The sequence below is a fragment of the Shewanella sp. DNRA4 genome (assembly GCF_012843185.1).
Taxonomy (GTDB): domain Bacteria; phylum Pseudomonadota; class Gammaproteobacteria; order Enterobacterales; family Shewanellaceae; genus Shewanella; species Shewanella xiamenensis.
Genome location: NZ_JABAIP010000002.1, coordinates 18,370 through 30,916 on the forward strand (window position 1 = coordinate 18,370; position 12,547 = coordinate 30,916).

Sequence of the window (12,547 nt, forward strand, 5' to 3'; positions counted from 1 at the left end):
ATAACATTCGGCCCATTTAGCTGGTATCCTTATGTGGTGTCAGTGCTTAATGAAACCCCAATAACCCCATGAATAAATCTGCCTATTTAGCCGCGATGGAGATAACTCCTTGGCAGCTTCGCGATACTAAAGTGCGACCTTATCAAGTGGTTTGGGATGTTGATGATATGTCGTCTGCCGCTGAGCCACTGATTGATACTGTCCTTGGTTTAATTGGGATCAGTAAGGATGACTGTGAGTTCAACACTGAGCCACATAAGGGTAAACCCATCGTCTGGGATTTACGTCGCCACAGGGTTAGGCCCAGAGTGGCTTGGTTAGTGTCGGATCCCCTAGCTGAGTTACTAACGCGCAGTGAGGCAAAGCGCGCCTTGTGGGGGCAGATTTGCCAGTGGCGTGAGCAGCAATTAACGGCCTAGTCGTGTCCAGTACACATTATCGTGAGTTACCTTTTAATTTGGATTTTCCCGTGAGTCATCAAGTCCTTAATACCCTTAACGAATCATTGCAAATCGTGCTTCTGACGCCAACCGATGTGAGTCAAATGGCGCGCATTGAAGCGAGTGCTCATTCCCATCCTATGAGTGAGAATAACCTTGCCGATTGTTTTGGCCACTTGTACCGCGTTATTGGGTTAATGCAACGTGATGAGTTGCTCGGCTTCGCGATTGTGCAGCAGATTGTCGATGAGGCAACGCTGCTGGATATTTGTTTGCCGCCAGAACAACAAGGGCGAGGATATGGGCATCTGCTACTCACGGCGGTTGTCGACTGCGCTAAGGCTGCCAAGGCGGTGGTGCTGATGCTGGAGGTTCGCGAATCAAATCTTGCCGCGCGCGCACTCTATCAGAAGCTAGGCTTTGTCGAAACCGGTCGGCGCAAAGGCTATTATCCTTTGGCAGAGGGCAAAGAAGATGCGATTTTGATGGATTTAGCCTTAAGCGAAACGGCATAAGGTTTTAGAAGAAGATAAAAAAAACAGCGCCTTAGCGCTGTTTTTTTATGGAGTTAATAAAGCGAAGGTTACTTCACTTCTTTACCTTGAGCTTGCAAGTCTGCATGGTAGCTTGAACGCACTAATGGACCACAAGCAGCATGGGTAAAGCCTAGCTCATCGGCAAGGGCTTTAAGCTCATCAAACTCGGCTGGTGAGACGTAACGCTCAACCGGCAGATGGAACTTAGACGGTTGCAGATATTGGCCTAAGGTTAACATTTCAACCTTGTGCTCACGTAGGTCACGCAGCACTTGGGCGATTTCTTCGTTGGTTTCGCCTAGCCCCATCATCAGTCCCGATTTTGTCGGCACATTGGGATGACGCTCTTTAAAGCGCTTCAGTAGGTCGAGTGACCATTGATAGTTCGCACCTGGACGCGCTTTGCGATAATGCATAGGCGCAGTTTCGAGGTTGTGGTTGAACACATCAGGCGGCTCGGTCGACAGAATGTCGAGGGCGGCGTCGATACGGCCACGGAAATCTGGCACTAAGATCTCAATCTTAATCTCGGGATTGAGCTTACGGATCTCACGGATACAGTCGGCAAAGTGCTGGGCACCGCCATCACGCAAATCATCGCGGTCAACCGAGGTGATTACCACGTATTTCAGCTTCATATCACGGATGGTTTGCGCCAATTTAACTGGCTCTTCCGCATCGGGCTTGAGTGGACGACCATGGGCCACGTCGCAGAATGGGCAGCGGCGAGTACAAATTGCGCCCAAAATCATAAAGGTCGCAGTGCCGTGGTTAAAACATTCTGCCAAGTTAGGACAAGAAGCTTCTTCACAGACCGAGTGCAGGCCGTTAGCGCGTAACGCTTGCTTAATATCGAGAATGCGTTGGTTAGACGCGGGCAGTTTAACCCTTAACCAATCGGGTTTGCGTAACATGGTTTCGCGCTCAGAGGGCACGATTTTAACCGGAATGCGCGAGACTTTATCGGCATCTCTTAATTTGACTCCGGGTTGTAAACGTTCAGGCCTATTCATGACGCTGCTAATCCTTGATGATGAACTAGATGTTGGTAGCCCAGTAGTTGGCTAAAGGTAATAATGAGTTGCTCGCCTGCTTCAATCACGGTTTGTGGGCCGCCAAGTTCTTTACATTGCACCATCTCAAGCCCTGCATAACCACAGGGATTAATGCGTCGAAATGGTGCCAAATCCATATCCACATTCAGTGCTAAGCCATGGAATGAACAGCCTTTACGGATCCTTAGACCCAAAGAGGCAATTTTGCGCTCATCCACATACACCCCCGGTGCATCGGCCTTGGCGTAGGCAGTGATAGCGTACTTTGCAAGCATATCGATAATGCTTTGCTCGATATGGGTAACAAGCTGGCGGACACCCACTTTACTGCGTTTAATATCGAGGAGAGGGTAGACAACTAATTGCCCTGGTCCGTGGTAAGTGACTTGACCACCACGATCCACCTGGATCACGGGAATATCGCCCGGATTCAAAATATGTTCGCTTTTACCGGCTTGGCCTTGGGTAAATACGGGTGGATGTTCAACGATCCACAGTTCGTCTGGACTGTCGCTGTTGCGAGTGTCGGTGTAATGCTGCATTGCATGCCACACAGACTCATAATCCTGCTGTCCCAGATGCCGAATATGCAAAGTGGTGTCTTGCAAGGGCAACCTCTCCCCTATAATTGAGTGGCGCTATTATACGCCTCTTGGCCATAAATGTAAGTTAGATCACATTTTATAGCCTTGAGGAATACTTATAGTACGCGGCGAACGCCTTCGATACCGGCAAGCTCAGTGTACAGTATTTCGATATGATCTTTGCTGGTCACAGTGACACGGATAGTGACTGAATAGTAGCTCCCTTTGCTCGAGGCTTTAACTGTTGGTGAATAATCACCTGGAGCGTGTTTTTGCACTACCGCAACCACTCTATCCGTTAAGGTTTCGTGGGCATCGCCAACCACTTTGAATGGGAAGGCGCAGGGAAACTCCATGAGTTCATCAAATTTTGTGTTTAACATAGTCGTGCTCAATAACCATTTTAATAGGAACTATATGGTGGCGATTATACCCGATTCAAGGGCGATACTCCCCCAAAAACAACAAAGCCACCCGAAGGTGGCTGAGTTTTGTGAGCCGGATTAGCTAAACCAACCAGAAAACAGTTGCTTAAAGTAATCAACTAATTTGCTGAACCAGCTGCCTTCGTTGACTTCTTGTAAGGTGACTAGCGGGAATTGCGCAATATCTTTGCCATCTAACTGGAAGTATAAGCGACCCACTGTTTCACCTTTTTTCAGTGGTGCATCCAGTGGCTTGGTCAGTTCGAAGTTGGCTTTTAAGTCTTTTGCACGGCCACGGCTGACGGTAACTGGTGCATCTGTAGCGACACCTAAATCGACGGTACTCTTATCACCGTACCAAATTTTTTGCGTCACGAAGCTGTCGCCGGCCTTGTAAGGGGTCACTGTTTCGAAGAAGCGGAAACCATAGGTCAGCAGTTTTTTACTTTCGGCTTTACGAGCGGCTTCACTTTGAGTGCCTAATACCACTGAAATCAAACGCATACCGTCCTTAGTTGCAGAAGCGACTAAGTTATAACCTGCTCCAGAAGTGTGGCCGGTTTTGATACCATCCACATTCATGCTGTTATCCCACAGCAGACCATTACGGTTATATTGTTTGATACCGTTGAAAGTATAGTATTTTTCGCTGTAGACACGGTATTCTTCTGGCACGTCACGAATGAGTGCTGCACCTAAAAGTGCCATATCATAGGCCGTCGTTTTATGGTTCTCTGAATCTAGGCCATGGGAGTTTTCAAAGTAGCTATCACGCATACCAAGCTGCTTTGCCCACGAGTTCATCATGTCAACAAAGGCGCCTTCAGTACCCGCAATATGTTCGGCCATCGCGACACAAGCATCGTTACCGGATTGAATGATTATGCCGCGGTTTAAGTCAGAAACTTTTACGGTTTTACCCACTTCGATAAACATTTTCGATGAGTCAGAGAAGTTCTTCGACCAAGCATTTTTACTGATGGTGACATCATCATCGGGAGATACGTTACCGGCTTTAATTTCCTGACCAATAACATAGCTGGTCATCATCTTTGTTAAGCTGGCGGGGTTTAAACTCTCGTATGCATTTTCTTCGGCAATGATTTGGCCTGAATTATAATCCATCAAGATGTAAGCCTTGGCGGCCACGGTTGGTGCATCAGGGGTAACAATCGGCTGCGCAGCATAAACAGGAAGAGAAACACTCGAAATTAGCAGCAATGTCTTAATGGGACTTTTTACAAAATTCATCATTAACTTAGCACGTCTTTTTGGTTGTATTGAAAGAAAAGGCAAAATAGTTTCGCGAGTATACCACCCTTCGACAAAGGTTTTCAGTGAAGGTTCCTTCATCTGCGGTATTTTTAAGCTAAATTGACTCCATAATGTGAGTGTTCACTATTCCAAAACCATATAGCCTTCGGGATAGCCATCTTGTTTCACTTTAATGAGTAATCGGTCGGCAAGCTCCGTTTGACCAATCGGACCGAGCTGTAGTCTAAACATATTGTTTGCCGGTTGTACACGAGTCTTGACCTGATATTTCTTCTCCAGATCCTTCGCTATTTTATGGAGTCGCTGTTTATCCTTCGAAGCCACTAACTGTATATAGTGGTTTCCTGAGGATTGAATATTGGCTATTGCCGATTGGGTTGCGGTTTTATTGCCAATATAGATGACATCCAGTTTTATGCGTGCCGTGCCTGTGCCTAGCATACCAAGCTTATAGGCGGCGGCATAGGATAAGTCTAAAATCCGGTCAGAGTGGAACGGACCGCGATCATTAATGCGAATAATCACCTGCTTATTGTTATCTAAGTTAGTGACGCGAGCGTAGCTTGGTAGGGGTAGGGTCTTATGAGCACCAGACATGCCGAACATATCGTAGGGTTCACCATTGGATGTCTCATAACCGTGGAATTTTTCGCCGTACCATGAGGCGCGACCCATTTCGGAAAAGCCTTCCCCCGAGTCTAATACCGTATAGGACTCACCATAAACCGTATAGGGTTTGTTACCGCGGCGGCTATAGGGTTCATATTTGGGGGTCGCATTCGGTACATGATCTACATTGGGTGGATTAAGGGGCATCTTATCGTTTTTAAGCGCGTAGCGGCCCTTATTGGGATCCATATTCTTATTCTTCACGCTGGCTGAGCCAGAGTTAGAACTCGAGCAGGCCGCGAGCGCAAAACAGCAGCCGAGCATCAAAAGCGATAAAAGATTATTTTTTAGCGTCATGTTGTTGCTTCAGTTGTTGGCTAAATTGATAAACAGCCATGGAATACAAGGGGCTACGGTTATAACGGGTGATTACATAAAAGTTATTGAGCCCTAACCAGTAATCTTTACTTCCCACTTGTTCTAGCTCGATAAGCATGGCTTTTTGCGATGCATCTAAATCGCGGGCGTTGGCTAGCGATAAGCTCGGGGAGAGAATATCAGAGACCTTGTATTGTAACTTCTCGCCTGCCCACACTTTGGCTTTAGGTGCATTGGCATTGCTATTCACTAAGGGTAAAGCAACGGGGGCATGCAATTGCCAGCCATGTTCATGGAAGTAATTGGCAACACTGCCAATGGCGTCCTCTGGACTCTGGAGTAAATCACGGTTGCCGCTGCCATCAAAATCCACAGCATAGTGGCGGTAACTTGAAGGAATAAACTGACCAAAGCCCATGGCGCCAGCGTATGAGCCTTTGAGGCTATTGATATCTAAGTGTTCTTCTTTTACCAGCCTCATTAATTCACCAAACTCCTTGCGGAAGAAGGTGGCTCTTGGCTCGTAATAAAATCCTAAGGTATAGAGTGCGTCGATAACCGGATAATTACCCGTGTACTCGCCATAGAAAGTTTCGATACCAATAATAGCCACAATAATTTGTGGTTCGACTTGGTACTTAGTGGCGGCTTTGGCAATCGTCGCCTCGTGTTTTTTCCAGAAGGCCAGACCCGCGTTGAGGCGTTTTTCGGTTAAGAAAATCGGATAATACTGATGCCAAGGTTTAGCTTCCCAAGGACGCGAAATCGCATCGATAACCGCTTGGTTGTAGTTGGCTTTGGCCAAGAAATTTTCGACTTCGGCTTGGGTAAAGCCTTGTGCCATTTGGGTTTTGATAAACTCAGCCTTTAAGGCCTCAGGTAATACTGGTGCCTCGGTTAATACCGGTGTGGGAGCCTGTGTGGTCACGGCGGCACTTGGTTGCGTTGTCGCGGACTCGTTAGCGGTTGAACAGCCAATAAGGTATGAACTGAGGCAAAGCATTGCCAGTGGAGCCAAACAAGCTCGAAGAATAGGCATTAAGAAGTCCCTAAAAATTATCTATCTACAAAACGTCTATGGGTATGAATGCTCATAAGAATGCCAAACCCTGTCATTAATGTCAGCATCGATGTGCCACCATAACTGACAAGGGGTAAAGGTACACCCACCACAGGCAGGATACCTGAAACCATACCAATATTCACAAAAACATAAACGAAGAAAGTCAATGTGATACTGCCGGCAAGGAGTCTGGCAAAGCTGGTTTGCGCCCGAGAGGCAATGACTAAGCCGCGTCCGATGATGTAGAGATACATCAGGAGCAGGATAATGCTACCTATCAGACCAAATTCTTCACCGATCACCGCAAAGATAAAGTCGGTGTGACGTTCTGGGATAAATTCTAATTGGGATTGAGTGCCATCGAGCCAACCTTTACCCCAGAGGCCGCCTGAGCCAATAGCAATTTTCGATTGGATAATGTGGTAACCCGCACCGAGGGGATCTTGTTCTGGATCGAGTAGGGTCAAGACGCGGGTTCTTTGGTAATCGTGCATTAGGAAGTACCAGAGAATAGGCAAAAATGCCAACACGGCGGCAATAAAACCGCCCACAATCACCCAGCTCATACCCGATAAAAACAGTACGAAAATACCTGATGCCGCAACTAAAATAGAAGTGCCGAGATCGGGTTGTTTAGCAATTAATAATGTGGGGATCAGCAGAATGACACCTGCGCCCGCTAGATAGCGTTTTTTGGGCGGTAGTGGGAATTTACTGATATACCAAGCCATAGTTATGGGGAAGGCGAGCTTAATCAGCTCAGATGGTTGAAACTCCATAAAGCCTAAGTTCAACCAGCGTTGCGCCCCTTTGTTAATCTCCCCAAAAAAATGCACCCCAAGCAGTAACACAATGCCTGCAAGGTAAATGGGTAATGCCCAGCGTTTTAGCGCCTCAGGATTAATTTGCGCCATGGTAAACATGATGCCTAGGGATAAAAACATCCTAAACAGTTGGCGTTCCATCATGCCAAGATCTTCACCACTGGCGGAATAGATAACAAATAGGCCAAAGCCCATTACAGCCAATAGGCCGAGCAACAGGGGCAGGTCGATATGTAATCGTTGCCAGATATTTTGACGTTGATGGGCACTCATGGCGTTGGTTTCCAAGTGTCTCTGAGCATGTATTCATCGAGCATAGCGCGAGCGACGGGGCCAGCGTTTGCGCCACCCCAGCCGGCGTTTTCCATTACCACAGCTAGGACGATTTTAGGATCTTCAAAGGGCGCGTAGGCGACGACGAGTGCGTTATCGCGGAAATGCTCGGCAATCTTATTAGCATCGTATTTCGTGTTTTCGGCCACGCCAATCACCTGCGCCGTACCGGTTTTCATCGCGGCGGTATAGCTTGCGTCGGTGAAGCGAGACTTATGGGCGGTTTGGCGCATGGCTTCGTTAATGATATTCCAGTTGCGCGGATTTTTAAGCTCAATCGGTGGTAACTCGTTAATCGGCGAGTCAATTTTGGCCGTATTATCTTTAATCGATCTTAATAAGTGCGGCGGAAAACGACGGCCCTTATTGGCGAGAATAGCGGTAGCATTGGCCAGTTGTAACGGAGTTGCGGTCCAGTAACCTTGACCGATACCGACTGAAATGGTGTCACCTATGTACCAAGCTTGATTGTATTTTAAGCGTTTCCATTCCTTCGACGGCATATTACCCGCCGACTCTTCAAAAATATCGACGCCAGTATTTTGGCCAAAGCCGAATTGCTCCATAAAACGGGCGATGGGATCAACACCGATTTTATAAGCTAATTCATAGAAGTAGGTATCGCAGGATTCCACGATAGCACTATAGACGTTAACCCAGCCATGGCCCCAACGTTTCCAGTCGCGATATTTACGCTCAACCCCTGGGATTTGCCAAAAACCAGGGTCCCAAATACGGGTGTGTTCGGTCACGGCTTTTTCATCAAGTCCCAGTAGGGCAATAATGGGTTTAATCGTTGATGCGGGCGCATATTGGCCTTGGGTAGCGCGGTTAATCAGCGGACGTGATTTGTCGTTCAATAAATCACTGTAATCCTTGCTGTTAATCCCTTGCACGAACTGGTTGGGATCGTAACTTGGGCTCGACACTAAAGCTAAAATCCCGCCATCCCTTGGATCGATAGCAACGATTGAGCCTTTATGGCCTTGGAGTAGTTCCACGGCTTTTTGCTGTAATTGTAAATCGAGAGTTAAGTAAATATCTTGCCCCGGCTCCGGCGGTACAATTTTAAGCGTACGGATAGTTCGGCCGCGGTTGTTTACTTCTTCTTCGAGATGACCTGGTGTACCGTGAAGGAGTGATTCATAATATTTTTCAATGCCTTGCTTACCAATATCCTTGGTGGCTGCATAGTTTTTCCACTGATCGTTACGCTCCAATTGAGCGCGATCTCGAGTGTTGATTTTACCTACATAGCCCAGCACATGGGTGAGCTGGCTCGCATAGGGGTAGTTACGCTTTAAACCCGCCTCAACGGAAATCCCAGGAAAGCGATGTTGGTTAACACTAAAAATGGCGACCTGTTCTTCGGTCAACTGATTTTTAAGGGTTAAGGGCTTAAAGCGGCGGTGAAACTTTAGCGCTTCGGTAAAAGTTTCACGCTCATCGGGAGTGATTTCGATTAACTTGCCTAATTCGTCCAAGGTCTCGGACATATTGGCAATTTTCTCCGGCACTAAGTCGAGAGAATAAAAGGGTTGGTTCTCGGCGAGTAACACGCCGTTTCTGTCGTAAATCAAGCCACGGCTTGGGGCGATAGGCACGACACGAATGCGGTTATCATTAGAGCGCGTTTCGTAATCTTTATAGGATTCAACCTGAAGATGATAAAGATTGGTCACCAACACACTAAGGAGGGCGACAACACAAATAAAAGTGAACAGCGCACGACGCTTAAACAGTGACGCCTCGGCGGCGTGGTCGTGCATGGTTATCCGCTTTTTTGGCGACACTTAGGCTATCTCCAGCTGATCCCATCCGGGTGGTTGACACTCGTTAACATCAAGATCCCGCTATTCTCTGTGATAAGGGTGATTAGTGTTCACGCTCCACGCGCGGTATAAGCTTTCGGCAACCACAATCCGCACCAGAGGATGGGGCAGGGTCAATGCCGACAGGCACCAACTCTGATGGGCGGCTTCCTTACAGGCGGGCGCTAAGCCTTCGGGGCCGCCGACCAGTAAGCTCACATCACGACCATCGAGTTGCCATTTATTCATGGCTGTCGCTAATTCTGGCGTAGTCCAGTTTTTGCCGGGAAGATCTAAGGTAACAATGTGATTGCCCTTAGGAATCGCCGCTAACATTTGCTCGCCTTCCTTTTGCAGGATGCGTGCGATGTCAGCATTTTTTCCGCGTTTACCAGCAGGGATTTCGATAAGTTCCAGCGCCATATCCCGAGGAAAGCGGCGTTGATACTCTTCAAAACCGCGGGTAACCCAATCGGGCATCCGTGTCCCCACTGCGATAAGTTGCAACTTCATTAGGCTTGCTTTTCTGACCAGAGTTTTTCAAGCTGGTAGAAATCACGGGTTTGATCTTGCATAACATGCAGGATCACGTTGCCCATATCCACCAATACCCATTCGCTGCTGTCGCGGCCTTCGATACCGATAGGTGGAATGCCTGCGGCTTTCGCTTCGATCACGAGATTTTCGGCGATCGCTTTAACGTGAGTTTTAGATGTACCAGAACAAATCACCATGTAGTCGGTGATGTTAGATTGGTTGCTGACATCGATAACCACGACGTCACGGGCTTTTAAATCGTCGATTTTATCGACAACAAACTGTTTTAATTCGGCGCTCTGCACGCTGATGTACCTCATTCATTTTAAATAGCGCGCTAGTATATCAGTCTTAAGCGGGGGAATACATTCTCTTAGCGATCTTAGCGGCTGAGTTTGTACTCTTAGCGCTTGATTTTCGGCCTAAGAAAAATAAAGCCGTTGTTTTTGAATGTAATTTAAAGTGACGGGCAGGAGGGCGTCCTGTGGAATTTCTCCCATGGCCAGTTGTGAGCGAATTTGGGTGGACGAAATATCCTGTGGGCTGATATCAACGGTAAAGATGCGCCCATGTTGTGGTTCACTTGAGTGACTTAACGCTTCAAGCGACGCGTGGCGTACGTTTAACTCATGCAGCATCGGGTGCCCTTCGGCTAAATGCCAGCCCGGGCGCTGACATACTACGATATTGGCTAATTCAAACAATTGCTGCCATTGATGCCAGCTTTGCAGGTGAATAAACGAATCCATTCCCATGATAAAAAACAGTTCGTCATCGGGATAAAGTCGAGTTAACTGCTGAAGGGTGACAACGGTGTAGGATGGGCTGTCGCGTTTAGCTTCGATATCACATAGCTCGAAACCTGTTAATGCCTCACATACCTGCGCGACCATTTCGAGTCGCTGCGCTGTAGTCGAGTGGGTAGTGTTTTTGTGCGGCGGAATATGGTTGGGCATCAGCAGGATTTTATCCAGCTTGAGACTGGCTTTGACTTCCATCGCGGGGCGAATATGGCCGTAATGTATGGGGTCAAAGGTGCCACCTAAAATACCGATACGCATCCAGTCAGTGCCTTAATCTAAGCTGATATGGGCCAAATGGCCGTGGGCCTTGGGATCGAATAATAAGCACAGGTGGCTGAGCCCTGTCCAATCTTCATGGCCTAATTGCTTTAAGTTCAATTCCAGCTTGGACGCGAAGGCAAGCATATGTTCGATTTGGGTGAGGCTTAAGCGCTGCAACGCGGTTTGGTACAGCGGTTTACGCTTATCCCAAATTCGATGTTTGCCAAAGAGACTATTTAAGGGCGTACCTTGCGCCTGTTCACTCTTGAGGCTGAGCAGCAACTGCAGCTCTTTAAACAAGGCCCAGAGTAAAATGGGCGTGGCCGTACCCTCACCGTTGAGCTGGGCCAGCATATGCTGAGCACTGTCTTGGCGATTATTCAGCAGTGCATCCGTGAGCTGAAACACGGTAAAGCGGGACTGATCTTCAAAGTAATGGCTTAACTCGTCAGCACCGATAGGCTGGCTTGGACTTAACAGTTGTAGCAACTGCATGGCCTGATCGGCGGCGAGTAAATTCCCTTCGTAGAGTGTGTAAAGCATAGCGCGCGCATCGGGTTGTAAATTCAGCTTAAAGTGCGCAATGCGTGAGTCGAGCCAACGTCTGAATTGATCGCCCTCTGGCGTAGTGCAGGGCAAATAAATCCCTAAACTATCCAAGGTTTTGAACCACTTACTATTGGTTTGCTCGCTGGCGAGTTTTGGGCCTTCGAGGATCAGCAGCACATCAGGATTTGGCGTTTGCAGCAACGCTTGTAGCGCCGCCGAACCATCTGCACCGGGTTTTGCGTTGGGCAGAGTTAGCTCAATGATGCGCCGACTAGAAAACAGGCTCATGGACTGCCATTCTTGGGTTAAGTCACCCCAGTTAAAACCCGTTTCTTGAATTAACTGAACGCGCTCTTCAAACCCTTGGCGTTTGGCTGCTTGGCGGATCTGATCCTTGGAGGTTTCGAGCAACCAAGGATCATCACCAAAAATCAGGTAACAAGCGTGAAGCGGATTGAGATGGCGGGAGAGTTGATCAGGATAAACACGCATTTAAACCACTCTCCACATTTTATTGCAGTGCCACATTAATTTGGACCCTGCATTAATTCACCTCTGTGCTGGCCAGGGATTGCAAAATCCTATCGGCCGCTTGAATACGCATTTCTTTGACTAACAGTTCCATTTCACGGCTTTTAGCCAGTGCTGTGCGAGGATCGTCTAAGTAATCGCGGCGAATTTCAATCTTGAAAGGTTGTGCCTCTTTGCCCGGCAAGGCCACGGCAAATTCGACGAAATAGATAAGCTCATACTCGGCCACATTGCCCGTAGGGTAAAGTGACAGTGTCGAACGCTCTAAGGAGTCGGTGATAAGCCTTAACACTGGCACATCATTGGCGGCATCGACAATCTTGACGTTGTTCAAACGTAACCGCTCACGCACCAAACGGGTGAGTTCACTGTATTCATCCGAGCTGCTCAAACTGAGTTGATTGAGCTGCTCGGGGATTTGGTAGCTACGTTGAAGCTTAAAACCGCAACCTGCGCTGGTCATAATGACCAGCGCCATGATTGCGAAAGCTAAGCGTTTAATTAGCATAAGTTTTCGCGGTTTCCTGTTTGTC

The 12,547-nt window shown here is 47.9% G+C and carries 15 protein-coding genes; 2 read left to right on the top strand and 13 right to left on the bottom strand.

What is annotated here, in order from left to right; all coding sequences use genetic code 11:
* Positions 1 to 68: 68 nt before the first annotated feature.
* Both HG547_RS01990 and rimI read left to right on the top strand, forming a co-directional pair.
* Positions 69 to 419: a DNA polymerase III subunit psi gene (locus tag HG547_RS01990; protein WP_037415143.1), complete on the top strand. Its 351-nt coding sequence runs from the start codon at positions 69 to 71 to the stop codon at positions 417 to 419.
* A 125-nt stretch (positions 420 to 544) separates the two neighbouring features.
* The gene (gene rimI / locus HG547_RS01995; protein ID WP_248278681.1) at positions 545 to 955 is read left to right on the top strand and encodes a ribosomal protein S18-alanine N-acetyltransferase; all 411 of its coding nucleotides are present in this window, start codon (positions 545 to 547) and stop codon (positions 953 to 955) included.
* A gap of 68 nt (positions 956 to 1,023) precedes the next feature.
* On the opposite strand, the gene lipA is transcribed toward rimI, so the two are convergent.
* The 13 genes from lipA to lptE all read right to left on the bottom strand — a co-directional run bounded on the left by lipA (position 1,024) and on the right by lptE (position 12,522).
* Entirely contained in the window at positions 1,024 to 1,989 is a 966-nt protein-coding gene (gene lipA / locus HG547_RS02000; protein ID WP_023268311.1) for a lipoyl synthase, read from the bottom strand.
* A complete protein-coding gene (lipB, locus tag HG547_RS02005) occupies positions 1,986 to 2,639 on the bottom strand; it encodes a lipoyl(octanoyl) transferase LipB (protein WP_037430802.1) in 654 nt (217 codons plus the stop codon). The genes lipA and lipB overlap by 4 nt, the downstream gene beginning before the upstream one ends.
* 92 nt (positions 2,640 to 2,731) lie before the next feature.
* Positions 2,732 to 2,998 (bottom strand): DUF493 family protein YbeD, encoded by a 267-nt coding sequence (gene ybeD / locus HG547_RS02010; protein ID WP_037415150.1) that lies wholly within the window; start codon positions 2,996 to 2,998, stop codon positions 2,732 to 2,734.
* A gap of 120 nt (positions 2,999 to 3,118) precedes the next feature.
* The gene (locus HG547_RS02015; RefSeq protein WP_037430803.1) at positions 3,119 to 4,294 is read right to left on the bottom strand and encodes a serine hydrolase; all 1,176 of its coding nucleotides are present in this window, start codon (positions 4,292 to 4,294) and stop codon (positions 3,119 to 3,121) included.
* A gap of 144 nt (positions 4,295 to 4,438) precedes the next feature.
* Positions 4,439 to 5,281, bottom strand: coding sequence for a septal ring lytic transglycosylase RlpA family protein (locus HG547_RS02020; RefSeq protein WP_037415153.1), 843 nt, complete (start codon positions 5,279 to 5,281; stop codon positions 4,439 to 4,441).
* On the bottom strand, positions 5,265 to 6,341 hold the full coding sequence (mltB, locus tag HG547_RS02025) for a lytic murein transglycosylase B (RefSeq protein ID WP_169546849.1): 1,077 nt from the start codon (positions 6,339 to 6,341) through the stop codon (positions 5,265 to 5,267). Before mltB ends, HG547_RS02020 begins: the two co-directional genes overlap by 17 nt.
* A gap of 17 nt (positions 6,342 to 6,358) precedes the next feature.
* Complete coding sequence (rodA, locus tag HG547_RS02030; RefSeq protein ID WP_037415160.1) at positions 6,359 to 7,462, bottom strand: rod shape-determining protein RodA; 1,104 nt, start codon at positions 7,460 to 7,462, stop codon at positions 6,359 to 6,361.
* Positions 7,459 to 9,315, bottom strand: a complete 1,857-nt coding sequence (gene mrdA / locus HG547_RS02035) for a penicillin-binding protein 2 (RefSeq protein WP_037415163.1) — start codon at positions 9,313 to 9,315, stop codon at positions 7,459 to 7,461. The genes rodA and mrdA overlap by 4 nt, the downstream gene beginning before the upstream one ends.
* Positions 9,316 to 9,375: 60 nt before the next feature.
* Positions 9,376 to 9,846 carry a 23S rRNA (pseudouridine(1915)-N(3))-methyltransferase RlmH gene (gene rlmH, locus HG547_RS02040; RefSeq protein ID WP_037415165.1) on the bottom strand — a complete coding sequence of 157 codons (471 nt, stop codon included), beginning with the start codon at positions 9,844 to 9,846 and terminating at the stop codon, positions 9,376 to 9,378.
* Positions 9,846 to 10,175: a ribosome silencing factor gene (rsfS, locus tag HG547_RS02045; RefSeq protein ID WP_011071401.1), complete on the bottom strand. Its 330-nt coding sequence runs from the start codon at positions 10,173 to 10,175 to the stop codon at positions 9,846 to 9,848. Before rsfS ends, rlmH begins: the two co-directional genes overlap by 1 nt.
* Before the next feature lie 117 nt (positions 10,176 to 10,292).
* Positions 10,293 to 10,931: a nicotinate-nucleotide adenylyltransferase gene (gene nadD, locus HG547_RS02050; RefSeq protein ID WP_169546852.1), complete on the bottom strand. Its 639-nt coding sequence runs from the start codon at positions 10,929 to 10,931 to the stop codon at positions 10,293 to 10,295.
* A 12-nt stretch (positions 10,932 to 10,943) separates the two neighbouring features.
* Complete coding sequence (gene holA, locus HG547_RS02055; RefSeq protein WP_169546854.1) at positions 10,944 to 11,975, bottom strand: DNA polymerase III subunit delta; 1,032 nt, start codon at positions 11,973 to 11,975, stop codon at positions 10,944 to 10,946.
* A 52-nt stretch (positions 11,976 to 12,027) separates the two neighbouring features.
* Positions 12,028 to 12,522, bottom strand: coding sequence for an LPS assembly lipoprotein LptE (lptE, locus tag HG547_RS02060; protein WP_037415176.1), 495 nt, complete (start codon positions 12,520 to 12,522; stop codon positions 12,028 to 12,030).
* Positions 12,523 to 12,547 lie beyond the last annotated feature (25 nt).

Bases quoted from the DNA above. Each gene is read 5' to 3' on its own strand.
- HG547_RS01990 (WP_037415143.1), top strand. From the start codon at position 69: ATGAATAAATCTGCCTATTTAGCCGCGATGGAGATAACTCCTTGGCAG.
- rimI (WP_248278681.1), top strand. From the start codon at position 545: ATGGCGCGCATTGAAGCGAGTGCTCATTCCCATCCTATGAGTGAGAAT.
- lipA (WP_023268311.1), bottom strand. From the start codon at position 1,989: ATGAATAGGCCTGAACGTTTACAACCCGGAGTCAAATTAAGAGATGCC.
- ybeD (WP_037415150.1), bottom strand. From the start codon at position 2,998: ATGTTAAACACAAAATTTGATGAACTCATGGAGTTTCCCTGCGCCTTC.
- HG547_RS02015 (WP_037430803.1), bottom strand. From the start codon at position 4,294: ATGATGAATTTTGTAAAAAGTCCCATTAAGACATTGCTGCTAATTTCG.
- HG547_RS02020 (WP_037415153.1), bottom strand. From the start codon at position 5,281: ATGACGCTAAAAAATAATCTTTTATCGCTTTTGATGCTCGGCTGCTGT.
- mltB (WP_169546849.1), bottom strand. From the start codon at position 6,341: ATGCCTATTCTTCGAGCTTGTTTGGCTCCACTGGCAATGCTTTGCCTC.
- rodA (WP_037415160.1), bottom strand. From the start codon at position 7,462: ATGAGTGCCCATCAACGTCAAAATATCTGGCAACGATTACATATCGAC.
- rlmH (WP_037415165.1), bottom strand. From the start codon at position 9,846: ATGAAGTTGCAACTTATCGCAGTGGGGACACGGATGCCCGATTGGGTT.
- nadD (WP_169546852.1), bottom strand. From the start codon at position 10,931: ATGCGTATCGGTATTTTAGGTGGCACCTTTGACCCCATACATTACGGC.
- holA (WP_169546854.1), bottom strand. From the start codon at position 11,975: ATGCGTGTTTATCCTGATCAACTCTCCCGCCATCTCAATCCGCTTCAC.
- lptE (WP_037415176.1), bottom strand. From the start codon at position 12,522: ATGCTAATTAAACGCTTAGCTTTCGCAATCATGGCGCTGGTCATTATG.